This window comes from Aquitalea aquatica (assembly GCF_013911085.1).
GTDB lineage: Bacteria > Pseudomonadota > Gammaproteobacteria > Burkholderiales > Chromobacteriaceae > Aquitalea > Aquitalea aquatica.
On record NZ_JACERN010000039.1, the window covers coordinates 259,045 to 283,041 of the forward strand.

Annotated in this window: 26 protein-coding genes and 6 tRNA genes; 20 read left to right on the forward strand and 12 right to left on the reverse strand. The window is 60.0% G+C overall.

Going from position 1 to position 23,997, the window contains the following annotated elements; genetic code table 11:
• The first annotated feature begins 158 nt into the window (after nucleotides 1-158).
• The 5 genes from rsmB to H2Z84_RS16060 all read left to right on the forward strand — a co-directional run bounded on the left by rsmB (nucleotide 159) and on the right by H2Z84_RS16060 (nucleotide 6,224).
• A complete protein-coding gene (rsmB, locus tag H2Z84_RS16040; protein WP_181836868.1) occupies nucleotides 159-1,412 on the forward strand; it encodes a 16S rRNA (cytosine(967)-C(5))-methyltransferase RsmB in 1,254 nt (417 codons plus the stop codon).
• Entirely contained in the window at nucleotides 1,399-1,971 is a 573-nt protein-coding gene (locus H2Z84_RS16045) for a DUF4390 domain-containing protein (RefSeq protein ID WP_258869434.1), read from the forward strand. The genes rsmB and H2Z84_RS16045 overlap by 14 nt, the downstream gene beginning before the upstream one ends.
• On the forward strand, nucleotides 1,971-4,076 hold the full coding sequence (locus H2Z84_RS16050; protein WP_181836870.1) for a sensor histidine kinase: 2,106 nt from the start codon (nucleotides 1,971-1,973) through the stop codon (nucleotides 4,074-4,076). Before H2Z84_RS16045 ends, H2Z84_RS16050 begins: the two co-directional genes overlap by 1 nt.
• Complete coding sequence (locus tag H2Z84_RS16055) at nucleotides 4,076-5,344, forward strand: sigma-54-dependent transcriptional regulator (RefSeq protein WP_059285445.1); 1,269 nt, start codon at nucleotides 4,076-4,078, stop codon at nucleotides 5,342-5,344. The genes H2Z84_RS16050 and H2Z84_RS16055 overlap by 1 nt, the downstream gene beginning before the upstream one ends.
• Before the next feature lie 124 nt (nucleotides 5,345-5,468).
• Nucleotides 5,469-6,224 carry a HesA/MoeB/ThiF family protein gene (locus tag H2Z84_RS16060; RefSeq protein ID WP_181836871.1) on the forward strand — a complete coding sequence of 252 codons (756 nt, stop codon included), beginning with the start codon at nucleotides 5,469-5,471 and terminating at the stop codon, nucleotides 6,222-6,224.
• Between the two features lie 60 nt (nucleotides 6,225-6,284).
• Here H2Z84_RS16060 and H2Z84_RS16065 read toward each other — a convergent pair whose 3' ends face one another.
• From H2Z84_RS16065 to H2Z84_RS16085, 5 genes are all read right to left on the reverse strand, one after another.
• The gene (locus H2Z84_RS16065) at nucleotides 6,285-6,776 is read right to left on the reverse strand and encodes a TlpA disulfide reductase family protein (protein ID WP_103523065.1); all 492 of its coding nucleotides are present in this window, start codon (nucleotides 6,774-6,776) and stop codon (nucleotides 6,285-6,287) included.
• Nucleotides 6,777-6,832: 56 nt separating this feature from the next.
• Nucleotides 6,833-7,240: an acyl-CoA thioesterase gene (locus H2Z84_RS16070; RefSeq protein ID WP_181836872.1), complete on the reverse strand. Its 408-nt coding sequence runs from the start codon at nucleotides 7,238-7,240 to the stop codon at nucleotides 6,833-6,835.
• A gap of 29 nt (nucleotides 7,241-7,269) precedes the next feature.
• Nucleotides 7,270-7,644 carry a hypothetical protein gene (locus tag H2Z84_RS16075; protein ID WP_059285441.1) on the reverse strand — a complete coding sequence of 125 codons (375 nt, stop codon included), beginning with the start codon at nucleotides 7,642-7,644 and terminating at the stop codon, nucleotides 7,270-7,272.
• Nucleotides 7,645-7,668: 24 nt separating this feature from the next.
• Nucleotides 7,669-8,514 carry an energy transducer TonB gene (locus H2Z84_RS16080; RefSeq protein WP_181836873.1) on the reverse strand — a complete coding sequence of 282 codons (846 nt, stop codon included), beginning with the start codon at nucleotides 8,512-8,514 and terminating at the stop codon, nucleotides 7,669-7,671.
• A gap of 97 nt (nucleotides 8,515-8,611) precedes the next feature.
• Nucleotides 8,612-9,076, reverse strand: a complete 465-nt coding sequence (locus tag H2Z84_RS16085) for a Dps family protein (protein WP_103523069.1) — start codon at nucleotides 9,074-9,076, stop codon at nucleotides 8,612-8,614.
• Between the two features lie 106 nt (nucleotides 9,077-9,182).
• Between H2Z84_RS16085 and H2Z84_RS16090 the strand changes: the two genes are divergently transcribed.
• Nucleotides 9,183-9,479 (forward strand): DUF167 domain-containing protein, encoded by a 297-nt coding sequence (locus H2Z84_RS16090; RefSeq protein WP_181836874.1) that lies wholly within the window; start codon nucleotides 9,183-9,185, stop codon nucleotides 9,477-9,479.
• Here H2Z84_RS16090 and H2Z84_RS16095 read toward each other — a convergent pair.
• Nucleotides 9,473-9,901, reverse strand: a complete 429-nt coding sequence (locus H2Z84_RS16095) for an FxsA family protein (protein ID WP_181836875.1) — start codon at nucleotides 9,899-9,901, stop codon at nucleotides 9,473-9,475. The two genes, H2Z84_RS16090 and H2Z84_RS16095, sit on opposite strands and share 7 nt — an antisense overlap.
• A gap of 17 nt (nucleotides 9,902-9,918) precedes the next feature.
• Here H2Z84_RS16095 and cutA point away from each other — a divergent pair, with 17 nt between their 5' ends.
• The 8 genes from cutA (at nucleotide 9,919) to H2Z84_RS16135 (ending at nucleotide 11,396) form a co-directional block, all read left to right on the forward strand.
• The gene (gene cutA / locus H2Z84_RS16100; RefSeq protein WP_181836876.1) at nucleotides 9,919-10,245 is read left to right on the forward strand and encodes a divalent-cation tolerance protein CutA; all 327 of its coding nucleotides are present in this window, start codon (nucleotides 9,919-9,921) and stop codon (nucleotides 10,243-10,245) included.
• A 151-nt stretch (nucleotides 10,246-10,396) separates the two neighbouring features.
• Nucleotides 10,397-10,472: transfer RNA gene (locus tag H2Z84_RS16105), tRNA-Lys, on the forward strand.
• Between the two features lie 7 nt (nucleotides 10,473-10,479).
• Nucleotides 10,480-10,555 (forward strand) — tRNA-Lys (locus H2Z84_RS16110).
• 31 nt (nucleotides 10,556-10,586) lie between these two features.
• Nucleotides 10,587-10,662 (forward strand) — tRNA-Lys (locus H2Z84_RS16115).
• 10 nt (nucleotides 10,663-10,672) lie between these two features.
• Nucleotides 10,673-10,748, forward strand: a tRNA-Lys gene (locus tag H2Z84_RS16120).
• A gap of 29 nt (nucleotides 10,749-10,777) precedes the next feature.
• A tRNA-Lys gene (locus H2Z84_RS16125) sits at nucleotides 10,778-10,853 on the forward strand.
• 9 nt (nucleotides 10,854-10,862) lie between these two features.
• A tRNA-Lys gene (locus H2Z84_RS16130) sits at nucleotides 10,863-10,938 on the forward strand.
• Between the two features lie 131 nt (nucleotides 10,939-11,069).
• On the forward strand, nucleotides 11,070-11,396 hold the full coding sequence (locus H2Z84_RS16135) for a hypothetical protein (RefSeq protein WP_181836877.1): 327 nt from the start codon (nucleotides 11,070-11,072) through the stop codon (nucleotides 11,394-11,396).
• Nucleotides 11,397-11,411: 15 nt separating this feature from the next.
• Here H2Z84_RS16135 and H2Z84_RS16140 read toward each other — a convergent pair whose 3' ends face one another.
• A complete protein-coding gene (locus H2Z84_RS16140; RefSeq protein WP_181836878.1) occupies nucleotides 11,412-12,017 on the reverse strand; it encodes a DUF4124 domain-containing protein in 606 nt (201 codons plus the stop codon).
• The gene (pyrE, locus tag H2Z84_RS16145; RefSeq protein WP_181836879.1) at nucleotides 12,014-12,661 is read right to left on the reverse strand and encodes an orotate phosphoribosyltransferase; all 648 of its coding nucleotides are present in this window, start codon (nucleotides 12,659-12,661) and stop codon (nucleotides 12,014-12,016) included. Before pyrE ends, H2Z84_RS16140 begins: the two co-directional genes overlap by 4 nt.
• 76 nt (nucleotides 12,662-12,737) lie before the next feature.
• On the opposite strand from pyrE, the gene H2Z84_RS16150 reads away from it, so the two are divergent.
• The 3 genes from H2Z84_RS16150 (at nucleotide 12,738) to H2Z84_RS16160 (ending at nucleotide 14,918) form a co-directional block, all read left to right on the forward strand.
• Nucleotides 12,738-13,520 (forward strand): exodeoxyribonuclease III, encoded by a 783-nt coding sequence (locus H2Z84_RS16150; RefSeq protein WP_181836880.1) that lies wholly within the window; start codon nucleotides 12,738-12,740, stop codon nucleotides 13,518-13,520.
• A gap of 161 nt (nucleotides 13,521-13,681) precedes the next feature.
• Complete coding sequence (locus tag H2Z84_RS16155; RefSeq protein WP_181836881.1) at nucleotides 13,682-14,155, forward strand: hypothetical protein; 474 nt, start codon at nucleotides 13,682-13,684, stop codon at nucleotides 14,153-14,155.
• A 166-nt stretch (nucleotides 14,156-14,321) separates the two neighbouring features.
• Entirely contained in the window at nucleotides 14,322-14,918 is a 597-nt protein-coding gene (locus tag H2Z84_RS16160) for an RBBP9/YdeN family alpha/beta hydrolase (RefSeq protein WP_181836882.1), read from the forward strand.
• Between the two features lie 82 nt (nucleotides 14,919-15,000).
• On the opposite strand, the gene H2Z84_RS16165 is transcribed toward H2Z84_RS16160, so the two are convergent.
• A complete protein-coding gene (locus H2Z84_RS16165) occupies nucleotides 15,001-15,837 on the reverse strand; it encodes a sulfurtransferase (protein WP_181836883.1) in 837 nt (278 codons plus the stop codon).
• 184 nt (nucleotides 15,838-16,021) lie between these two features.
• Nucleotides 16,022-16,444, reverse strand: coding sequence for an HIT family protein (locus H2Z84_RS16170; protein WP_181836884.1), 423 nt, complete (start codon nucleotides 16,442-16,444; stop codon nucleotides 16,022-16,024).
• Between the two features lie 169 nt (nucleotides 16,445-16,613).
• Between H2Z84_RS16170 and paeA the strand changes: the two genes are divergently transcribed.
• Nucleotides 16,614-17,921, forward strand: coding sequence for a polyamine export protein PaeA (gene paeA / locus H2Z84_RS16175; protein WP_309545489.1), 1,308 nt, complete (start codon nucleotides 16,614-16,616; stop codon nucleotides 17,919-17,921).
• A 136-nt stretch (nucleotides 17,922-18,057) separates the two neighbouring features.
• On the forward strand, nucleotides 18,058-18,357 hold the full coding sequence (locus H2Z84_RS16180; protein WP_181836885.1) for an acid-shock protein: 300 nt from the start codon (nucleotides 18,058-18,060) through the stop codon (nucleotides 18,355-18,357).
• 99 nt (nucleotides 18,358-18,456) lie between these two features.
• Here the strand turns inward: H2Z84_RS16180 and H2Z84_RS16185 are convergent, their stop codons facing one another.
• On the reverse strand, nucleotides 18,457-18,993 hold the full coding sequence (locus H2Z84_RS16185) for a cysteine hydrolase family protein (RefSeq protein WP_181836886.1): 537 nt from the start codon (nucleotides 18,991-18,993) through the stop codon (nucleotides 18,457-18,459).
• Nucleotides 18,994-19,147: 154 nt separating this feature from the next.
• Between H2Z84_RS16185 and H2Z84_RS16190 the strand changes: the two genes are divergently transcribed.
• The gene (locus H2Z84_RS16190; RefSeq protein ID WP_181836887.1) at nucleotides 19,148-19,900 is read left to right on the forward strand and encodes a glutathione S-transferase family protein; all 753 of its coding nucleotides are present in this window, start codon (nucleotides 19,148-19,150) and stop codon (nucleotides 19,898-19,900) included.
• A gap of 55 nt (nucleotides 19,901-19,955) precedes the next feature.
• On the opposite strand, the gene H2Z84_RS16195 is transcribed toward H2Z84_RS16190, so the two are convergent.
• On the reverse strand, nucleotides 19,956-23,798 hold the full coding sequence (locus tag H2Z84_RS16195) for a DUF3683 domain-containing protein (protein WP_103524456.1): 3,843 nt from the start codon (nucleotides 23,796-23,798) through the stop codon (nucleotides 19,956-19,958).
• Nucleotides 23,799-23,997 lie beyond the last annotated feature (199 nt).

Consider the following 23,997-nt stretch of genomic DNA (forward strand, 5'->3'; position numbering starts at 1 on the left):
TCATGCGCCTCTAGCAAGAATCTGTTGCCGCCGGATCGAGCAAGACTGCTTGGTTTGCGGTGGGGGCAGAGACCCACGGGCCGGTGCCGCCAGATGCGAACCGGCCGTTATCAACGGCGAGAGCGCAGTCCTCGCCGTTTGCCATTTAAGGTTTTGACATGCATCGCATACAGCAACTGGCCGCCGACGTGCTGGGCCAGGTGGAGTCCGGCCATACCCTGACCGAGGCGCTGGCCCAAGCCCAGCGCCAGGGCAGCGAACTGACGCCACAAGAGCGCGCCGCCTTGCAGGACATCTGCTACGGCAGCTTGCGCCAACTGGCGCGCCTGCGCTTCTGGCTGCGGCGTCTGGTCCCCAAAGCCCTGCCGGAACCACAACTGGAGCGGGTGCTACTGGTGGCGCTTTATCAGCTGGTGTATACCCGAGCCGCCGATTACGCCATCGTCAACGAGGCGGTCAAGCTATCCGAGCGCCTGGCGCGCGGCAAATTCAAGGCGCTGGTCAACGGCGTATTGCGCAATTTCCTGCGTCAGCGCGAAGAAATGCTGCGGCTGGCGGACAAGGATCTGGAAGCCGCCACCAACCATCCGCGCTGGTGGATCAAGGCGGTACAGCAGGCTTATCCCCAGGAGTGGTCTTCGGTGCTGGAGTGGAATAACAGCCATCCGCCGATGACACTGCGCGTCAATGCCCGCAAGAGTACGGTGGCTGGCTACCTGGCGCAGCTGGAAGCGCTGGGCATGGCCGCCAGCGCGCTGGATGACATCTGCGGCATCCAGTTGGAGAAGCCAGTCAATGTGCGTGAGCTGCCGGGTTTTGCCGAAGGCGTGGTCTCGGTGCAGGACTGGGGTGCGCAGCAGGCTGCGGTGCTGCTCGACTTGCAGCCCGGACAGCGGGTGCTGGATGCCTGTGCGGCACCCGGTGGCAAAACCTGCCACATGCTGGAACTGGCCGACCTGCAACTGACCGCGCTGGACATCGATGCCCAGCGGCTGGAGCGGGTGGCTGACAATCTGCAACGCTGCGGGCTGAGCGCCAAGCTGCAGGCCGCCGATGCGGGGCAGAGTGCCTACTGGTGGGATGGTCAACCGTTTGATCGCATCCTGGCGGACGTTCCCTGCTCGGCATCCGGCGTGGTGCGCCGCCATCCGGACATCAAGTGGCTGCGTCGCCCCGGCGATTTCGCTGCGCTGGCACGCCAGCAGGCGGTGATGGTTGACACGCTGTGGGGGCTACTCGCCTCCGGGGGCAAAATGCTTTACGCTACGTGCTCGATTTTTCCGGAAGAAAATCAGCAGCAGCTGGCCGCATTCCTGGCGCGTCATTCCGATGCCGAATGCCTGAATCAGCAACAACTGTTGCCCTGTGAGCGTCATGACGGTTTCTATTACGCGCTGCTTGCGAAACATTAGCCTGGTGTTATGGCTACTGGTCTGTGCCGTTGATACGGCGCAGGCCGATGGCATTCTGGCGCGCCGCGCCGATGCCGAGCTGACCCAGGATGGCCAACTGTCGCTCAGCACCCGCTTTCAGACCAAACTGTCCAGCGGCCTGAGCGATGCCCTGGAGCAGGGCGTTGCCCTGACTTTCCGGCTGGAGTTCGAACTTACCCGGCCACGCAGCACCGCTTATTATCTCAACCTGAAAGAATGGTTCGAGCCACATGCCAGCCTGGCTTTCAAGCTGTCCTACCAGCCGCTGACCAGTCGTTACCGCATCACCATCGGCAGTTTTTCAAATTATTACCGTACCCTGGCCGAAGCCATGGGCGCGCTGGGCTCCATCCAGGACTGGCGCGTCTTGCAAAGTGGCGCGCTCGATCCACGCAGCCCCGGCAGTGTCGCTGGCCGGGTGCGGCTGGTGCTGGACATCAGTGAGCTGCCCAAGCCATTCCAGATCAATGCTTTGGGCTCGGGCGACTGGAGTCTGTCTTCCAACTGGACGGCCATCAGCATGAAAGATGGCAGCTGATGCGTTACGCGGCGATCGCCCTGGCGACTTTCGGCGCCATTATGCTCTACCTGCTGGCAGTGGCCACCGGCAATGCCTCCAAGCTGGCCGAGTATTACTGGTGGGTATTCGGCCTCAACAGTCTGCTGCTGCTTGGCCTGCTCGGTGTGGTGGGGCGCCAGCTGCTGCGCCTGCGCCAGCGGGTCAAGGGCCGGGTTTTCGGGGCCAAGCTGACCCAGCGGCTGGTGATGATGTTTGCCGTGGTGGCCCTGGTGCCGGGCTTGCTGGTGTTTACCATATCAGCCCAATTCCTGACGCGCAGTATTGAAAGCTGGTTCGATGTGCGGGTGGAGTCGGCACTGGATCGTGGCTTGGAACTGGGCAAGGGCGCACTCAACTATGTGCTGGAAGATGTCGCCCGCAAAAGCCGCGTGGTGCTGGATGATATCGATGGCCTGCCCGGCAGCATGCTGCCTTCGCGACTGGAACGGCTGCGTGAGCAGCTGGGCCTGCGCGAACTGGCCATTTTCAACAAATCGGGGCAGTTGCTGAATTTTGCCAGTAATAATGCCCATCAATTGCCGCAACAGCCCGCTCGCGATATCTTGCGTGGCCTCAAGCTGCGCCAAGGCAGCAAGAGCATTGAAAATGAGGCGGGTGGCCTGGCGCTCAAGGTGCTGCTGCCTTACCGTACGCTGGACGGTGACTGGCGCGTACTGCAAGTGGTGCAGACCGCGCCGCAGGCCATCGCCCATGATGCCGAGCAGATCGAAACCGCCAGGGCCGAATACCATCAGTTGCTGCTGTCGCGCGATGGCCTGAAAACCTTCTACATGCTGACCCTGGCGCTGGCCTGTCTGCTGGCGCTTACCTCGGCACTTGCATTTGCCTTGTTCCTGTCCGAGCGACTGTCCGCACCGTTGTCTGAACTGGCTGCCGGTACCCGTGCGGTGGCGCAAGGCGATTTTTCCAAGCGTCACCCGGTTTATCGCCGTGACGAACTGGGCATGCTCACCACCTTGTTCAACCGCATGACCCAGCAACTGGAAGAAGCCCGCCAAACCGCCAACCAGAATCAGCGGGCGCTGGAAAGCGGCAAGCTCTATCTGGAAAGCATATTGGCCAATCTGTCTGCCGGTGTCATCGCACTGGACGAAGGCTGGCAATTGCGTGCGGCCAATACCAGTGCCGGCCGTATCCTGGGGGTGGATTTTGCCGAACTGGTTGCCTACCCGGTCAAGCAATGGTCGACGCAGGTGCCGGCCCTGATTCCGCTGGTCGATACCATGCTGCAGCATGGCGAGAACAAACTGGAAGAAGAATGGCAAACCCAGCTGGATTATGTCACCGGCCAGGGGGCACGCAGCTTGCTGGTACGCGGTGCCCGCTTGCCGGAACGCTCCGGAAGCGGTTATGTTGTGGTGTTCGATGATATAACCGAGCTGGGGCGGGCGCAGCGCGATGCGGCCTGGGGCGAGGTGGCCAAGCGGCTGGCGCATGAAATCCGCAATCCGCTTACCCCTATCCAGCTGTCGGCCGAGCGTTTGGCGATGAAGTTGACCGCCAAGCTGGAAGCGGCAGATGCCGACATGCTCAAACGCTCTACCGACACCATCATCAAGCAGGTGGCGGCGCTGAAGAACATGGTGGATGCGTTTCGCGATTATGCGCGCGCACCACGCATCAAACTCAGTGAACTTGATCTCAATCAGGTAGTACGGGAGGTTGCCACGCTGTACGAATCCAATCCGGCTGTTAAGATTGAACTGGAAGACAGGCCGCTGATGATCATGGGGGATGCTGCACTGCTGCGGCAGGTATTGCACAACCTGATGCAGAACGCACAGGATGCGGTCCTTGACGTTGACATCCCGATGATTCACATTAGCAGCCGACAAGAAGGAAGAAACGCGACCGTCTGCGTGCAGGACAATGGTTCGGGCTTTCCTGCCGAGCTCCTGCCACGCGCGTTCGAGCCCTATGTGACCAGCAAGCCCAAGGGAACGGGACTGGGACTGGCGGTGGTGAAGAAAATAGCGGAGGAACACCATGGCCAAGTCATATTGGGGAATGGCGAGCAGCAAGGCGCGCGAATTCTTCTCACCCTGCCATTGCTGGAGGCCTAATGCGTAGCAGCGATATATTGATTGTTGATGACGAGATCGGAATACGTGAACTGCTCTCGGAGATCCTGCAGGATGAGGGATACACGGTTGCCCTGGCGGAAAACGCCGAGGTAGCCAGACAGCTGCGCAACCAGACGCGTCCCGCGCTGGTGCTGCTGGATATCTGGATGCCGGACTGCGACGGGGTTACCCTGCTCAAGGAATGGGCCAAGTCCGGCCAGCTCAACATGCCGGTAGTCATGATGTCTGGCCATGCCAGCATCGATACCGCAGTGGAGGCAACCCGCATCGGTGCCTTCGATTTCCTGGAAAAACCGATTGCCCTGCAAAAGCTGCTCACCACGGTGCAGCGTGCGCTGAAGTATGGCGATATGCAGGCCAATACCTCCTTAAATCTGGACAAGCTGGGACGCAGTGAGCCGATTCAGGAACTCAAGCGCCAGCTGGAACGGGTGGCCAAGGTCAAGTCGCCGGTGCTGCTGACCGGCGAGCCGGGCTCCGGTTTCGAACTGGTGGCACGCTTTTTCCATCAGGGCAATACGCCTTGGGTGACGCCGGCCAAGCCGGAACAACTGGCGGATGCGCCGCTGGAATTGCTGCAGAAAGCCAATAACGGGGTGTTGTTCCTGCCGGAAATCGGCCAGTACAACCGTCGTGTGCAACAGGGTTTGCTGTTCCTGCTGTCCAAGCTGGACCGCTTCAATGTACGCCTGCTGTGCTCCTGCAGCCGGCCGCTGCAGGAACTGCTGGTTGATCCGGAATGCGATAATCGCCTGCTTACGGCATTGTCGAGCGTTATTGTGCCGATTCCACCGCTGCGCGAGCATGCGGAGGACATCATTTTCATTGCCGAGCAGATTCTGATCGAGCTGGTTGAGTCGCGCCAGGTTCCCAACAAGAAGCTGACCACGGCGGCATTGAATGCGCTGCGCCAGTATGACTGGCCGGGTAATCTGGAACAGTTGCGCAGTATCATCAAGAGCTTGGCGCTGACCTCGGAGTCCGACGATGTCGACGCTCCCGAGGTCAACAAGGTGCTGGCGCAGTTCCGCCATGAAAAGCCGGTGGAGGAGTCGGGCTTCGACTTCAATATGCCGCTGCGCGAATTGCGTGAGCAGCTGGAGCGGCGTTACTTCGAGTACCACATCTCGCTGGAAAACGGCAATATGAGCCGCGTGGCGCAGAAGGTGGGTCTGGAGCGCACGCACTTGTACCGCAAGCTCAAGCAACTGGGTATCAAGTTTGCCCGCAAGGTAGTGGAAGAGTAAGCCCTGCCTGTTGCCTGTCTGTAGTCAGAATAAAACGCCGGCCTTGTGCTGGCGTTTTGTTTTTGCCGGCTAGCTAGTCTGTACTATGGCGCAGTCCCACTGATTTCCTCTAAGCTTGCTCTCCATGACAGATCTGAATGATGCAGCCCTGCTGCGCTATAGCCGGCATATCCTGCTGCCGGAAATCGATATCGAAGGCCAGCAGCGGCTGGCTGCGTCCCGGGTGCTGGTGATCGGAGCTGGTGGACTGGGCTCGCCGGTAGCGCTGTATCTGGCCAGTGCCGGTGTCGGTCATATCACGCTGGCCGATGATGATGTGGTGGAACTGAGCAATCTGCAGCGCCAGGTGGTGCACGATATGGCATCACTGGGGCAGAACAAGGCCGAATCGGCGCGGGTGCGCATGCTGGCGCTCAATCCGGACATCGCCGTGCGGGCACTGGGCGAGCGCTTAAGCGCAGACCGTCTGCTGGCAGAAGCGCGACAGCACGATCTGTTGCTGGACTGTTCTGACAATTTCGCTACCCGCCATGCGGTGAACCGCGCCAGTGTTGCGGCTGGTGTACCGCTGGTGTCGGGCGCTGCAGTGCGCTTCGCTGGCCAGCTGGCCGTGTTCGACCCGCGCGTGGCGGGCTCACCCTGCTATCACTGCCTGTTTGCCGAGGAGGGCGAAGCGTCGGATGGTCCTTGTGCCACCTTTGGCGTGCTGTCGCCACTGGTGGGGGTGATCGGCAGCCTGCAGGCGGTAGAGGCGGTCAAGTTGCTGGCCGGGCGCGCCGCCCAGCTGGGGCGGCTGACATTGTATGATGCTTTGAGTGGCGAGTTTCGCCAGATGAAATTCAGCCGTGACCCGGCCTGCCCGGTGTGTGCCGGCGGCTAATGCTCAGTTGGAACAGACATGAAAAAGCCCCGCTTTGGCGGGGTTTTGTGCTGATAGGCTTCAGGCACCCAGTTGCTGGTTCAGTATCTGGTGTACTTCCTTGAAATCCATCACGCCGACATAGCGTTTCAGGATATTGCCCTGCTTGTCGATCAGGAAGGTGGTGGGGGCCAGCTGGATATCACCGAAGGCCTTGGCAATGCTGCCTTGGCCATCCAGGGCGACAAAGAAGGGCAGCTGGTTTTGCTGCACGAAAGCCTGTACGTAATTCGGCGGATCATAGCTCATGGCCACCGCCATGATCTGCAGGCCGCGTGCGCCGTATTGCTGGTGCAGTTTCTTGATTTCCGGCATTTCTTCCACGCAGCCGGAACAGCTGGTGGCCCAGAAATTGACCAGTACCACCTTGCCCTTGAGTGAGGCGGTGTCCGCTTGCTGGCCGCTCAGCGAGGTATAACTCACCTGCGGCGCTGCATTACGATCGAACAGCAGGGTATAGGCCACCAGGCCGATGACAGCGACAGCCAGTAGTGCGATCAGAACCTTCTTCATCTTGCTACATCCGGAAAAGGGATAAACAGCAGCCCCGTCTGGCGGGGCTGTCGGGCTTATTGGTCCAGCATGGACTGCAGGAGTTCCTTCAATTGTCCGTCCAGCGTCACGGCCTTGTTCTGCTTGGCGTCAAACACCACAAAAGTCACATCGGCTTCGGCAACGACCTTGTCGCTGCCCGCCAGGGTGACGCGTTGGTGCATGACGGCGCTGCGGCTGCCTATGCTCTTGACCGAAGTGGCGAGGGCCAGCTCGTCGCCCATGGTGGCAGGGTAGCGATAATCGATGTTGATGTTCACGACGACCAGCGCCAGCCCGGATTGCAAAAACCAGGGCAGGTCGCCACGGTCTTCGAAAAAGCTCCAGCGGGCTTCTTCCAGAAATTCCAGATAGCGGGCGTTGTTGACGTGGCCGTACAGGTCCAGATGATAACCCCGGACCTTGATGCGTGTTTCATGCGACATGTGTTTCCCCTTGTAGTGAAAGCTGATCCTCAATCCTCGGCGTTGAGGTCCAGCGGGACGAATGGTTCGCGCTCTAGTGGCGTCTCGACCATATCGGTGAGTACGGAGTGGATCTCTACTTCAAACCACTCCAGAAACAGGGCGGGAGAAAGTTGCTCCGGCCACAGTTGTTCATCATCGCACCAGTCGGCCAGCTCTGCCTGAAACAGCAGGCGATAGTGCTGTAGTACGAAGTCGGCGGCCGAGGCGTAATCGTCGGCTGCCGGAATCAAGAGGGCATTGCAGTCGCGGGTCAGGATGTCCAGATCAAGCTGCCCGTCGAGATCGCCAGGCAGCTGTTGCAGCCAGTCGAGAAAAGGGGCTTTGGGGCGGATCAGCGCAATGCTGCGGTTGACTTCAAACATGATGCTTCCTTGTCGTGGGTTCGACTAATTGTTATCCCGGCTAAAGGTAAAGGCCTTGACGATGGTCAGGGCGCCCTTGCCGGCCAGTGAGGGCGGAAAGCGGCCGAATGGGGCGTGCCGGGTGACCAGATTGATGGCGGCATCGTCCACCACGCTATTGCCGGATTTTCGCACCACCTTGATGTCCTGCAAGCTGCCATCCGGCAGAATGCTGACCGCGAGGGTAACCGAGCCGTAGATATGTTGCTGGCGCAAGGCTTCCGGATAGTTTTGCTGGCCGATGCGTTCCATGCGCAGCCGCCAGTCTTCCTTGTAACGGGCCCAGGCATAGCGGTTGGCGCTGTCGCCGGCGCCATCGGCAGCTCCGCTTTCCAGTGTGCTGTCTTTTACGTCGCTATCCCCGCGTTGCACGCTGCCGAGGTTGGCAATCTGTCCCAGCAAGTTGGCGGCGCTGACCGGTGCGCTCGCGGTGTGCTGGGCAGGCGTGATGTTGGCCAGTACCGGTTTTTTGCGGTGGTTCTCGTGCAGCAGATTGGTGTCGTTGCTGGCTGGCAGCGCGGCGACGGACTGCTCGGTCTGTTCGGGTTTGGCCGTGGGCCGGCTGTGGCTGGCCAACTGATCGGGGACGCTGGTATTGCCGCTGCCCTGGTTGCTGTCTTCACTCTGGCGGATGGTGGGTAGTACTTGCCGTGTCGGTGCCTGTACCAGCTGGATGTTGATGCGGTTGTTGTCAGGCAGGGTGATGCCGGGTGTCCAGGAGATGGCACTGCTGGCCAGCAGCAAGGCATGGGCCAATAAGGACACTGCGATCATGATGATCAGCGGTCCGTTAGCGTTGGTGCTGGTGGGTTTGCGCAGATTGGCGGTCATGGGCAACTGGCGGCCTCCGTAAGACTGCTGCAGTTTACCATGGCTGGAGATTTGCCAAGAAAAACGCCGCGCTGGGCGCGGCGTGGGGTGTGTCAGCTTATTTGTCCAGCATGCTGCGCAGCATCCAGGCGGTTTTCTCATGCACTTGCAGGCGCTGGGTCAAGAGGTCGGCCGTTGGTTCGTCGGCGGCGCGCTCGGCCAGCGGGAAAATGCTGCGGGCAGTGCGACAGAGGATTTCATGGCCATCCACCAGCTGTGCCAGCATTTCCTCGGCCTTGGGTACACCGCTGGCTTCGGCAATCGCGGTCAGCTTGGCGTAGTCGGCATAGCTGCCGGGGGCAAAGTGGCCCAGTGCGCGGATGCGTTCGGCGATCAGGTCCACGGCCAGCGACAGCTCGTTGTATTGCGTCTCGAACATCAGGTGCAGGGTGTTGAACATCGGCCCGGTGACGTTCCAGTGAAAATTGTGGGTTTTCAGATACAGCGTGTAGGTGTCTGCCAGCAGGCGGGAGAGACCGTGGGCGATGTCTTGACGGTCTTGTTCGTTGATACCGATATCCATATGCAAACTCCTGGTTGATGGGCAAGTCCGACCGGATCAGCCTGCGGGGCGTTGCTTCAGCGCGGCTGGATTTGGTCTAGAATTGCCCTTTTGCGGAAAAATCACCATGAAACCCTGGCTGGTCTGTAGCGGCCATACGGTGCGTCTTACCCTGCATGTCCAGCCTGGCGCACGGAAAACCGAAGTGGCGGGCGAACATGGCGACTGCCTGAAAATCCGTCTGGCTGCACCCCCTGTCGACGGCAAGGCCAATGCAGCACTGCTATCCTGGCTGGCCGATTGTTTTGCGGTCGGCAAGCGCGCTGTTGCCTTGCAGGCCGGCGACAAGAGCCGGCACAAGGTGGTGCTGATCGAGTCGTCACTGGCCGAGTCGGAAGTGCTGGCCTTGCTGCGTGTTCAGTGAAGGCGCTGTTGCTGATCCGCTACCGGTTTGTCGACACGGCTGAATTCGCCCTCAATGACATCATCCGGCGTGCTGGCAGCCGCAGTGGCACCCATGTTCAGTGTCGGGCCCTTGAAGGGCAGCAGCAACAGTATAGCCAGCAGGTCGCTGAGGATGCCAGGAATGGCAAACAGCAGGCCGGACAAGGCATAGCGCAAGGGCCACAGCAGCGAGTACAGCGACACCTGCTGGCCTTGGCGCAGCACGCTGGATAGCGTCAGTAGTGCCCCCAGTTTCTGGTTGCGCAGCATCCAGATGCCCAGCAGACTGCTGGCCAGAACCAGCAGGAACACCACGCCGCCGCCCAGGTGATGGGCCAGCGTGACCAGCGTGGCGATTTCCAGCAAGGGATAAAGCAGCAATAACAGCAAGATGGCGCGCATCGAATCAAGGTATCCGTATGAATTGTCTGATGGTGATCTGCAATGTGCCGGATGAAACTACCGCCACGCACATTGCGCATGTTCTGGTGCAGGAGCGTTTGGCTGCCTGCGTCAATATCCTGCCCGCATGCCGGTCGGTTTATCGCTGGGAGGGCGCGCTGCAGGAAAGTTGCGAGCTGCCCCTGCTGATCAAGACCATCCCGGCCGGCTACGCCAGATTGCAGCAGCGTTTGCTCGAACTGCACCCTTATGATGTGCCGGAAATCATTGCATTGCCAGTGGCGCAGGGTTTGCCCGCCTACCTGACATGGGTATCACAGTGCTTGCTTTCAAGTGATGACTAGCGGTGGCGTGAAAAATTTGGACTGCCCGCCATTTGCCATGGTTCCAGCCCTGTAGCATGAAATGCGGGTCTATGCCCCGGTTTTTCCAAATTATTTCGGTAAAAGCCTTGACTGAAAAAGACGCTTTTATTATAGTTGCGAACTCTTTCGTGGGTCGGTAGCTCAGCCGGTAGAGCAGCGGACTTTTAATCCGTTGGTCGCGAGTTCGAATCTCGCCCGACCCACCACAGTTTCGGGTTGTTAGCTCAGTTGGTAGAGCAGCGGACTCTTAATCCGTAGGTCGAGTGTTCGAGCCACTCACAACCCACCAGTTTTTCCCGTTTTGCTGTATGGCAAGACGCGGGTCGGTAGCTCAGCCGGTAGAGCAGCGGACTTTTAATCCGTTGGTCGCGAGTTCGAATCTCGCCCGACCCACCACCGCTTTTGCGGGTTGTTAGCTCAGTTGGTAGAGCAGCGGACTCTTAATCCGTAGGTCGAGTGTTCGAGCCACTCACAACCCACCAGTTTATCGTTGTTACCTCATTGCAGGATCGGGTCGGTAGCTCAGCCGGTAGAGCAGCGGACTTTTAATCCGTTGGTCGCGAGTTCGAATCTCGCCCGACCCACCACCGCTTTGCGGGTTGTTAGCTCAGTTGGTAGAGCAGCGGACTCTTAATCCGTAGGTCGAGTGTTCGAGCCACTCACAACCCACCAGTCAGTATGCAGAAGCCCGGTCACCTCAGGTGGCCGGGCTTTTTGCATGGTGGCGACGCAGTGTGGTCGTCAAGCCTGCCATCCGCGTGGATAATGGACGGCGTCAAGAATACCTGTGAGAGGGCAAGGCAATGATCAAGCGATTCGGTTGTGTGCTGTTATTGGCGGCGACGACGCTGCCGGTACTGGCGCAAACGGTGGATGAGCAGCTGCTGGCAGCGCAGATGGCCTATCAGCAAGCAAACAATCTGCAGGAACAGGCCCAGGCACGTCTGACGCAGGCACAGGCGGCCAAACAGCGGGCGGATCAACAGCTGGCGGATGCCCAAATGGCGGCGCAGCGTGCGGCGGAGGAGTTGTCGGCGGCCACTGCGGCGCAAACGGCGGCCAGTGAGCAGTTGCAACAGCATACCCGGCAACTGAAGGAAGCATGGCAGCGCAAGGAAGCCGGCGGTTGATACGGCGGGGCGGGTTTACTGAGCGCTGCGGCTGATCTGCTGATAGCGGTTGATGTCTTCCTGCATTTTCTGCCGCACGCTGTTGAGTTCGGCCTGCTTGGTGCTGATCAGCGCGCCCAGCCCTTTTTGTTCCTGCTGGATCACCTGGATATTGTGCTGCAGGGCCGGTGCTGCCGGCCGGTGCAGCTTCTGGCTGACGTCTTGTTCTTTCAGCATGTCGCGCAACTGCAGGTTCAGGCTTTTCAGCCTGGAGTACTGGGCATCCAGTGAAGCCTGCAGGATGCTTAGCTGTTTTTCCCGCTCGGCTTTCAGTTCGCCGACATTACGGTAACTTTCCAACAGGCCTTTGTCGTAGCGTGCGCTGTCCAGCTGGCGCTGTTGTTCCTGCTTGCGCTGGATTTCGCTGGCTTCGCGCTGCTGACGGGCCTGTTCGCTTTCCGCCGGCTTGCGTATCACGCCCTGGCGATTCAGCTCGGCCACACCCTGCTTCTGGTTTTGCAGCGGTGCGGCGTCGCTATAGTGCACTTTGCCTGCTTCGTCCACCCACTTGTACAGCGTGCCATCCGCGAGGACAACGCTGCTACTCAGTACGATTAACAAGGCAGGCAGGTGCTTGGTCATTTTTCACTCACTCCATATTGGGCGCGGTAGTCGCGTACTGCAGCCAGGTGCTGTGCCAGCTCCGGGCTGCCCTCAAGGAAGCCCAGCAGGTCTTTCAGCGTAGCAATGGCTACCACTGGCATGCCATATTGTTCGGCCACTTCTTGTACCGCAGACAGGCTGCCGCTGCCGCGTTCCATGCGGTCAAGTGCAATGGCTACGCCAGCCGGCGTGGCACCGGCGGCGCGGATCAGCTCAACCGATTCGCGCACCGAGGTACCTGCGGAAATCACGTCATCAATGATCAGCACGCGGCCTTGCAGTGGTGCACCAACCAGGGTGCCACCTTCGCCATGGTCCTTGGCCTCCTTGCGATTATAGGCAAAAGGCACATTGCGGCCTTGCTCGGCCATGGCCATGGTCGCGCCGGCGGCCAGGATGATACCCTTGTAGGCCGGTCCGAACAGCATGTCGAATTCGAGGCCGCTTGCCATGATCGACTTGGCATAGAAGCGCGACAGGTGCAGGGTGGACAGGCCATCATTGAACAGCCCGGCATTAAAGAAGTATGGCGATTTGCGCCCGGCCTTGGTGATGAACTCGCCAAACTTCAATACCTGCTTGTCGAGTGCAAAACGGATAAAATCTTGGCGGAAATCGCTCATATCATTCCTCATGGATACTAGTTAACTATCTGAACGGCTGGAAAAATTGCCGGCAAGGATAGCACAGGAGACTGCATTGCTTCGAATCGTTTCAGCCAACCTCAATGGCGTCCGCTCGGCGGACAAGAAGGGTTTTTTCGACTGGTTGGCCGGAATTGCTGCCGATTTTGTCTGCGTGCAGGAGTTGAAAGCCCAGGCGGCCGACCTGAGTGAGCGCATGCGTGCACCGGATGGCATGACTGGTTATTTTCATTATGCCGAGAAAAAGGGTTACAGCGGTGTCGGGGTGTATACGCGGCATCAGCCGGATGCGGTGATCGAGGGCCTGGGTGTGGACTGGATCGATGCTGAAGGACGTTTCCTGCAGCTGGATTTTGGTAATTTGAGCGTGGTATCGCTCTATCTGCCTTCCGGCTCCAGCAGCGATGAGCGCCAGCAGGTGAAATTCCAGTTTCTGGAGGTGTTCATGCCGCATCTGGAGCAACTGAAGGCTGCCGGGCGCGATATTGTGATCTGTGGTGACTGGAACATTGCCCACAATGAAATCGATCTGAAAAACTGGAAGGGCAATCTGAAGAATTCAGGCTTCTTGCCGGAGGAACGTGCCTGGATGAGCGATCTGCTGGGCCGGGTGGGCTGGTGCGATGTGTGGCGTACGCTGTATCCGGAGCAGCCGGGCTATAGCTGGTGGAGCAATCGTGGCCAGGCCTATGCCAAGGATGTGGGCTGGCGTATCGACTATCACATCGTTACGCCATCGCTGATGGCAGCGGCACAGTCGGCCTCGGTGTACAAGGATGAAAAGTTTTCGGATCATGCCCCGCTGATCGTTGATTACGCGCTGAAGCTGCCTGCTTGATGAATTTGTGTTGAGCAGAGGGCGCTGGCAACACAATGTAATCATTGTGTTAACCCTTGCCGAGGTATTGCACCTAGGATGAAGTTATCGCTTGTGCGTCTGCACCGGCAGGGTCTGCCTGCCGGCCGCTGACCCGAATGCAACTTCACAGGATGCTTGTCATGAGAAACCGTCTGCTGCTTTTTTTACTGGGTGTGGGTGTCATGGCACCGGCATTGGCTGCCAATGTCGGCATTTCCGTCAATATCGGTGAGCCGGGCTTTTACGGTCAGCTGGATATCGGCAATTACCCACCACCGCCTTTGTTGTATCCGCAACCGGTCATTGTCAGCCCGGTGGTGGTGGCTCAGCCGCCCATCTACCTGCGCGTTCCAGCGGAACACGCTCGCCATTGGGACCGTTACTGTCGGCGCTACCAGGCTTGTGACCGCCGCGTGTATTTCGTGCAGGACAAGTGGTACCGGCAGGAATTTGCACCGCGCTACCAGCGCGAACATCCGCGGGGTCATGACGGGCATGATAATGGCTGGCACAAGGGCGACGATCGTCGCGGTAATGACTACCGTGGCAATGATCATCGCAATGGCCGGCCAGGCAAACCCTGGCCAGATCAACCTGGCCAAGGCCGGCACTGAACCTGCGTTATCGTATCCTGTAACCGCCGGCTTGACCGGCGGTTTTGCATTCCCGCCGCCAAGGCTTTAGCCTGTTGTCTGCATGACTGCTGCGGCAGTTGCGCTGAGATCAACCATGATGCGGCCAGTGCAAGGCCGGTGGCATCAGCAAGGCATAAGGGCTGTGATGCTGGACGATGATGATGTGGTGTTGATTACCGTACCGGGCTGGGGCAATTCCGGTGACAAGCACTGGCAAACCCTGTGGGAGCTGACCTATCCCTTGGCGCGGCGCGTTCAGCAACAGGACTGGCTCTATCCGGAGCGTGGGGCGTGGGTGGCCGCGCTGGATGCGCTGGTACGGGATAGTTGCGGCCGTATTGTACTGGCTGCGCACAGCCTGGGCTGTCACACGGCGGTGGAGTGGCTGCGTACGGTTGATTTGGCCACGCAGCGCCGTATCAAGGGGGTACTGCTGGTCGCTCCACCAGCCCTGCCCATTAGCGAGGCCCGGGCGCGGGCCAGTGGTGAGCTGCCGGAGGGCGCAGCGCTGCCGGCCTTCTCCGGATTTGCCCAGGCGAGTGCAGGGTGCTTGCCGGTGCCGGCGGTGATGGTGGCCAGCCAGGATGACCTGTTCTGCGACTTTGCCACAGCAGAGGCTATGGCCGCGCTGTGGGGTGTCCGGCTGGTGGATGCGGGCCGTGCCGGTCATATGGGTAGTCATGCCGGTCTGGGTAGTTGGGCTGCCGGACAGCTGCTGCTGCAGCGCTTCATACTGGCCTGAGCCGCTAGGCCCCAATAAAAGACCGCCACCTTCGCAAGCGAGGGCGGCGGTTTTTATATTGCGGGGGCTTTAGTCGCTGGCCTTAGCGGGCAACCGGGCGCTCCGGGTCACTGCACCATTCGCTCCACGAGCCAGGGTACAGGCGGCTGCCACTCAGCCCTGCATGTTCCATTGCCAGCAGATTATGGCAGGCGGTGACGCCTGAGCCGCACTGGTGGACGACCTGTTCCGGCGCCAGTCCATTCAGTACCGTGTTCCATTCCTGCTGCAGGGTGGCGGCATCCTTGAAACGACCTTCGCTGTTGAGGTTCTGCTGGAAGAAGCGGTTACGGGCGCCTGGAATATGGCCACCGACCGGGTCCATGGTTTCGCCTTCTCCACGGAAACGCTCCGGGCTGCGGGCATCCACCACCACAAAAGCTTGTTCATCCAGATTGGTCAGCACCTGATCGGCATCGACGGTTTCAACCAGGCTGGCATTCACCGGAAAGCGGCGCGGCATATAGCGCTTTTTGTCGGTTTCCAGTACTGCTCCGGCTTGCTGCCAGGCCTGGATGCCGCCATCCAGCACGGCTACTGCAGCGTGGCCCAGCCAGCGCAGCAGCATCCAGGCACGGGCGGCGTACATGCCACCGGCGTCGTCATAGCAGATCACCTGGATATCGCCGGTAATGCCGGCCGCGCCCAGGTCCACTGCCAGCCGCTGGCCGTCCGGCAGGGGGTGGCGGCCATTGCTGCCGGTCTTGACGCCGGACAGGTGGTAATCGAGGTTGAGGTAGCGTGCGCCGGGAATGTGGCCAGCCTGATAGGCATGCAGGCCGTATTCCGGGTCGGTCAGCTGGAAGCGGCAGTCGAGAATGACGTAGTGCTCGGGATCAAGCGCCTGCAACTGGGCCGGGCTGATGAGGGTGGTGTACATCGGCTTCTCCTGAATGGATGTGCACATGGCCGTGGATTGCGCCATGTGGCAAGGAGGAGCCGCTTACGAGCCGGCCCAGGGGCCGGCTTGAAAGCGGTTCCGCATGCCTGCCGGTACGCGGTGGCAAACCGGCAGGACCGCTCTAGCCTACACAGAAGCAGCTACAGTCGGCAAGCGGGCCGGTTTATTGCACTGCAGCGGCAAGTGGCTGATTTTTCAAGGCGGCACGCAAGCTGTCGGCCAGTCCGGCCTGGTTGTGGTCGGCGCCCTCACGCTGCGGGCTGGCCCAGATCGGGCTGGGAAAGTGGGCATCATCGGCAAAACGCGGGATGACATGCCAGTGCAGGTGCGGCACTACATTGCCCAGGCTGGCCAGGTTGATCTTCTCTGGCTGCATCACCTGGCGCAGTGCTCGCTCGGTGTGCAGTACCCAGTCCAGCAGGTGGCGTGTGTCAGCGGCGGACAGATCGCTCATTTCGCGTACATGCTGTTTCCAGATGACGCGGCAAAAGCCGGGGTAACCTGCCTCGTTTACCAGCAGTACCCAGAGGAGGGAGTCTTCATGCAGCAATTCGCCAGCCGGCAGGGTGCAAAGAGGGCAAGTCATGATCAAATAGCCATTTTCTGTTGATGGATGTCGCTCATTCTACCGCGCCTGACACTTGCTGCATTTTTTCGTCTGTTATACTGATTCAACTGTCCGTGTGTTCAGTCCTGTCATGCGGGCCTGCTATTCTGTACAAGACAAATCGTCGCTAACTCCCTGGAAATACTGTGTGAATCTGGTTCAAAGCCTGATGGTGATTGCCGTACTGATTTTGATCAGTGCCTTCTTTTCCGTATCGGAAATCTCGCTGGCGGCGGCACGCAAAATAAAACTGCGGCAAATGGCCGAAGAGGGCGATATGCGCGCCGACCGCGTGCTCGCCTTGCAGGCGCAGCCGGGCTTGTTCTTTACCGTGGTGCAGATCGGCCTGAACGCCGTGGCCATCATGGCCGGTATCATGGGTGAAGCGGCCTTTACCCCCTATTTTGCCCAGGCGCTGCATCTGGTTTTTTCGGCTGACTGGGTGGAGCGGGTCAGCTTTCTGCTGTCTTTCGTCACCGTGACGGCCTTGTTCGTGCTGTTTGCCGATTTGATGCCCAAGCGGCTGGGCATGTCCGCGCCGGAGCAGATCGCCGTGCGCGTGGTACGGCCGATGCAGGCTTGCGTGAGGCTGTTCATGCCGCTGGTGTGGCTGTTCAACGGCATGGCCAATATGCTGTTCCGATTGTTTGGCCTGCCGACGGCACGGCCGGATGACCTGACCCCGGATGATATCGTCGCCATGATGGAGGCCGGTGCCGAGGCCGGTGTATTGCATCAGCAGGAGCATCACCTGATCGAAAACGTGTTCGAACTGGAAAGCCGTACCGTACCCTCGTCCATGACCGCACGTGAAAGCGTGGTGTATTTCACCCTGCAGGAAGAGGAAAGCAGTATCAAGCGCAAGATCGCCGAAAGCCCGCACGCCAAGTATCTGGTGTGTGACGGCGTGGTGGATGCCGTGGTGGGCTATGTCGATTCCAAGGATATCCTGACGCGGCTGGTGAACCAGCAAAGCGTGTCGATCAAGCGTGAGCTGACCATCCGCAATGTGCTGATCATTCCCGACAGCCTGACACTGTCCGAGCTGCTGGCGCGTTTCAAGGCCTCGCGCGAAGACTTTGCCGTGGTGATGAACGAGTATGCGCTGGTGGTGGGCATCATCACCCTGAATGATGTGATGAGCACGGTGATGGGCGACCTGGTGACACAAAGCCAGGAAGACCAGATCGTGCAGCGCGATGCCGACAGCTGGCTGGTGGATGGCGCCTCGCCGGTGGAGGATGTATTGCGTGCGCTGGACATCGACAGTTTTCCGGATGACGAAAACTACGAAACCATTGCCGGTTTCATGATGTATATGCTGCGCAAGATTCCCAAGCGCACCGACCATGTCGAGTACGCCGGCTACAAGTTCGAGGTGGTGGACATCGACAACTACCGCATCGACCAGTTGCTGGTGACGCGGGTCACGCCGGTGCCGGCGCAGCAAGCCTGAGCCGGTTACGATTGCTTACACGGGCTTACAAGAGTCTCACAGACGGGGCGGCGTCCCCTCCCTAAGATGCAGTTCATGGAGGCAGCAAACACACTGCCCCCGGAACTCAACAAAGTCGCCTTACGGGAGAATGACCATGAAAAAGATCGCCGCACTCGTCCTGACCGCTGTGTTTGGTCTCGCCTCCGCTGCCGGCTTTGCCGCTGATGCTTCCGCCCCTGCTGCCAAGCCTGCAGTGAGCGCGCCGGCCAAGCCCCATCATGCCAAACCGCATCAGGCCAAGAAACACCACGCCAAAAAACACCATCAGGTGAAGAAGGCTGCTTCGGCGCCGGCTGCACAAAAGGCCCAGTCTGCCAAGAAGCATGTGCATAAGCACCATCATCATCACGCCGCCAAGCATCACCAGCATGCCCCGCGCAAGCTGAACCAATAAGTAATAAGCCGCACAGCGGCAGCTCACTCGCAGTAGTGCTCAAAAAAGAGGAGGCGCAAGCCTCCTCTTTTTCATGCCCGCTCTTCCTCGCCTGGCTCTTCAGCCCAGCTCGGCCACCTTGCACACGCGCAGGGCTTGCGGGGTTTCATCCATATTGCGCCACACCCAGTTGAAGTGGGCCACCACCTGCTCGCCACTCAGTAGGGGACGGTTGCGGCAGGTGTGGGCATCTTCCAGTACGGTGACGGCATAGTCGTGCGACAGCGCACTGCGAATGGCGTAATCAATACAGAAGTCGGTAGCGGAGCCGCCTATCCACAGCTGGTGTATGCCCAGCTGCTGTAACAGCGCGTGCAGCTCGGGCCGGTAGAAGCTGTCGCCTACCGTCTTGTGCACCACCAGGTCTTCAGGGAGTCGCTGCAAGGCCGGGTGGAGTGCCCAGCCGGCGCTGCCGGGGGCGAGGTCGGTGCCGGGCGGGCTATCGTGCTGCACGAAAATGACGGGCATGCCCTGCTGACGGGCCAGGGCAATGGCCTGGTTCAGCCTGGCCAGTACCGCATCGGCCTGATAGGGTGGGGCGGGTTCGAACTGGGCTACTTGGACATCGACAATCAAGAGTGCGCTATCACGACGCATGCTTCGCTCCAGTGGTTGGGGGGCTGGATGGTTGTAGCAGCAATATTGTCTGCACGACAAGCCTGATCTGGCACAAGTAATCGGCAAAAGAAAAATAATTTAATTGTCATTAATGCATACTGTGCAGCCAGGACAATCTTGTGCCAGGGTCGTCATGCTCAAGCTCTATCAATTCGCCTTTTCCCACTTTTGCGAGAAAGCCTGCTGGGCGCTCGACTATAAACAGCAGCCCTTCGATACAGTTAATCTCTTGCCCGGCCTGCATGTGCTGTGGAGCCGCCATCTGGCAAGCGGTACGTCGCTGCCCATCTTGAGTGATGGTGAATATATCGTGCAGGATTCTACCGCCATCATCGATTATCTGGAGCAGCGCTGGCCGCAGCCTGCGCTGACACCATCAGATCCCCATCTGGCTGCGCAGGCGCGGGAGTGGGAGCACTGGCTGGGAGAGGCAATCGGCGTGCCGCTGCGGCTGTGGTTTTATCGCCATGTACTGCCGCAGCGGCGCTATGCCATGGCCTTTTTGCTGCGTGCTGCCCCGGGTGGCCAGGGGTTGGTGTTTCAAGCGCTGTTCGGGTTGATCCGCCAGGCCATGTATTACAAGATGCACATTACCTCGCGCAGTGCGGCAGCGGCACTGCCGCAGTTGGAGCGGGCACTGGACAAGCTGGAAACGGCCTTGCAGGGGCGTGACTATCTGGTGGGCGATAGCTTCAGCCGCGCAGATCTGACTGCTGCCGCATTACTGTGGCCCTTGTTGCCGTGGGAGGGCGATGAGGCAGCCATGCAGGCCCGTTTGCCCGAAGTGGTGTGGCAGTGGCGGCAGGGCTTTGTGCAGCGGCCCTTGTACGGCTGGTTGCAGCGCATGTACCGCCAGCATCGTCCGGCGTCTTGCATTCAGCCATGAAAAAACCGCAGGCGGCAAAGCCTGCGGTTTTCTGTTGCTGCTCAGTGTGCGGAGCTTACAGCAGCACGCGTTCGATACCGCCGTTGCGGGCTTTTTCCACGTAGTCCTTCATCCAGTTCTTGCCCAGGATGTGCTTGGCCATTTCCACCACGATGTAGTCGGCCTCGGTACCGGTATCCGGGCTGTAGCGCGACAGGCCCTGCAGGCAGGACGGGCAGGAAGTGAGAATTTTCACCGGCTGCTCGGTGGCACCAATCTTGGCCAGATCCTTGTTGATTTCTTCTTCCTTGCGCGAACGCACCTGGGTGGCAATGTCCGGACGGCTGGCGGCAAAAGTGCCGGATTCGCCGCAGCAGCGGTCACTCAGCGTCACGCCGCCACCCAGCAGCTTGTTGGCCACGTCCAGCGGCTGGTAAGCCTTCATCGGGGTATGGCAGGGGTCGTGGTACATATACTTCTGCCCGCCGATGCCTTCCAGCTTCAGGCCCTTTTCCATCAGGTATTCATGGATGTCGATGATGCGGCAGCCCGGGAAAATGTCCTCGAAACGGTATTTGGCCAGCTGGTCGTAGCAGGTGCCACAGCTCACCACCACGGTCTTGATGTCCAGATAGTTCAGCGTGTTGGCCAGGCGGTGGAACAACACGCGGTTTTCCGTGGTGATGGCTTCACCCTTGTCGGCATAGCCGGCCGAAGTCTGCGGGTAACCGCAGCACAGATAGCCCGGCGGCAGCACGGTCTGGGTGCCGACATGCCACAACATGGCCTGGGTGGCGAGGCCCACCTGGCTGAACAGACGCTCCGAGCCGCAGCCAGGGAAGTAGAACACCGCTTCGGCGTCTTCGGCCAACTGCGGGTTGCGGATCACCGGTACCACATTGGCGTCTTCCACATCCAGCAGGGCGCGCGCGGTTTTCTTGGGCAGGCCACCCGGCATCGGTTTGTTGATGAAATGAATCACCTGCTGCTTGATCGGCGCCTTGCCCACGGTGGACGGTGGTTGCTTGGTCTGCGCGCCGGTCAGGTGCAGCTTTTTGCCCACGCTGTAGCCCAGGCGCTGTGCCTTGTAGGCAAAGCCCACCAGGCCGCCACGGATGGCCTTGATGGTGGCCGGGTCCTTGACGGTGAGGAAGGCCATGCCCAGCGCGGTGCCGGGGTTGAAGCGCTTGTTGCCGGTCTTGCGCAGGAAGTTGCGCATGGCGACCGAGACATCACCGAAGTCGATCTTCACCGGGCAGGGCTTCACGCAGCGGTGGCAGACCGTGCAGTGGTCGGCCACGTCGGACAGCTCGTCAAAATGCTTGAGGCTGACGCCACGGCGGGTTTGTTCTTCGTAGAGGAAGGCCTCGGTCAACAGGCCGACGCCGAGAATCTTGTTACGCGGGCTGTACAGCAGATTGGCACGCGGCACGTGGGTGGAGCACACCGGCTTGCACTTGCCGCAGCGCAGGCAGTCCTTGACGCTGTTGGAGATGCTGCCGATGTCGGACTGTTCCAGAATCAGCGATTCCGCGCCCAGCAATTCGAAGGACGGGGTATAGGCCATGGACAGGTCGGCCCCCGGCAACAGCTTGCCCTTGTTGAAATGGCCCTTGGGGTCGATGCGCTGCTTGTAGGCGCGGAAGGGGGCGATTTCTTCTTCGGTGAGGAATTCCAGCTTGGTGATGCCAATGCCGTGCTCACCGGAAATCACGCCGTTCAGGCTGCGTGCCAGCTCCATGATGCGCGCCACCGCCTTGTGCGCGGTTTGCAGCATGTCGTAGTCGTCGGAGTTGACCGGCAGGTTGGTGTGCACATTGCCATCGCCGGCGTGCATGTGCAGCGCCACGAACACGCGACCGCGCAGCACCTTCTGATGCAGGGCATGCACGGCATCCAGGATGGGCGCATCGGCCTTGCCGGAGAACAGGCTTTCCAGATCGTTCAGCAGTTCGTCTTTCCAGCTGACGCGCAGCTGGAAGTCGCGCATGGCGATAAACAGGGTGGCTGGCGTGGCATTGGCATCGACCAGCGGTGCATCTGGCCATTGCGCGCGGTACTGGGCAAACGGTGCGTCCAGATTGTCCAGCAGCCACTGCCAGCGTTGGCGCAGCGTGGCAATCAGCTCCAGCGCGGTACCACGACGCTCGCCGATGATTTCATCGGCAGAAACCGCACCGCCTTCGGTATCCACCGGCAGGCGGCCATGGAAGTATTCGGTGAGGGTGTCCAGCAGGCGCAGCTTGTTGGCGACGGACAGCTCGATATTGATGCGTTCGATGCCGTCGGAGTAGTCGCCCAGACGCGGCAGCGGAATCACCACGTCTTCGTTGATCTTGAAGGCATTGGTGTGGCGGGCAATGGCGGCGGTGCGCGAACGGTCCAGCCAGAACTTCTTGCGCGCCTCGGCGGTGACGGCGATAAAGCCTTCGCCGGTACGGGCATTGGCATAGCGCACCACCTGGCTGGCGGCTTCGGCTACGGCGTTTTCATCGTTGGAGACGATGTCGGCGATCAGCACCATCTTGGGCCGGCCCTTGCTCTTGGCCTTGGTGGCATAGCCCACGGCGCGGACATAGCGCCAGTCCAGATGCTCGAGGCCGGCCAGCTGCACGCCAGCCTTGCAGCCTGCGCCATCCGGCTTGAAGTAGTCGGTGATTTCCACGATGGCCGGGGTGGCCTGGGCGACCGTGCCGAAGAACTCCAGGCAGACGGTGCGGGTGTGCGCCGGCATCTTGTGCAGCACGAAGCGTGCGCTGGTGATGATGCCGTCGGTGCCTTCCTTTTGCACGCCAGGCAGGCCGGACAGGAATTTGTCGGTGACGTCCTTGCCCAGACCCACCTTGCGGAAAGAGGGGCCGGGGATGTCCAGCTGTTCGGTGGACAGGACGGTCTTGTCATCATCCTTGAAGCGGGTGATGCGGAAGCTGGCGACATCGATGTCGTGGATCTTGCCGTAGTTGTGGGCCAGGCGTTCGATGAACATCCAGTTGCCATCGGTATCCACCATTTTCCAGCTGGCCAGGTTGTCCAGCGCAGTACCCCACAGCACGGCCTTCTTGCCGCCGGCATTCATGGCGACGTTGCCGCCGATACAGGAGGCTTCGGCCGAGGTCGGGTCTACCGCAAACACCAAGCCGGCGGCACTGGCTGCTTCCGATACCCGGGCAGTGACCACGCCAGCGCCACACTGAATGGTGGCGCGCTCGCCATCCAGACCCGGCAGGCCGATGTATTCCACGCCATTGTGCTGCACCAGTTTTTCGGTGTTGATCACCGCGCTGCGGCGATCCAGCGGCACGGCACCACCGGTGTAGCCGGTACCACCACCACGCGGGATGATGGTCAGTTCCAGTTCGATCAGCGCACGCACCAGCGGGGCGATTTCTTCTTCGGTATCCGGCGACAGCACCACGAAGGGGTATTCGACACGCCAGTCGGTGGCGTCAGTCACGTGCGACACGCGGGCCAAACCGTCGAACAGGATGTTGTCCTTGCGGGTATGGCGCGACAGTTTCTTCAGGATGGCCTGGCGCAGCTCGCGCGTTTCGGCAAACTGCTGGGCAAAGCGGTCTACCGCTTCGCGGGCCGCTGCGATCAGCCGGCCCACCTTGTCATTGCCCTCGCGGCGTTTTTCCACTTCCTGCAGGCGGTGGTGCATGGCTTCCACCAGCGCCGACAGGCGCTTGGGATTGTCCAGCAGGTCGTCCACCAGATAGGGGTTGCGATCCACTACCCAGATGTCGCCCAGCACCTCGAACAGCATGCGGGCGGAGCGGCCGGTCTTGCGCTCGCTGCGCAACTCTTCCAGCAGTGCCCACATGGGCTCGCCCAGAAGCCGGATGAAGATTTCCCGGTCCGAATACGATGTGTAGTTGTAAGGAATCTCGCGAAGACGCTGCTGGTTGCTGGTGGTCATGGTCCGTGCTGCAGTAATTGTTTGAATATATTACCGGCTAGTTTAGCCCAATTGCTGCGTTGCGAAAAATGCCGCATGCGTCATTTTCTCATTTTGACGTGAAGATATCCGGGTAAATTGGATGTTGTCGGACAATATTGGCCGTGATGTGCTAAAGCCTTGCCGCAAAAGGAAAAGCCCCTGTTATCAACAGGGGCTG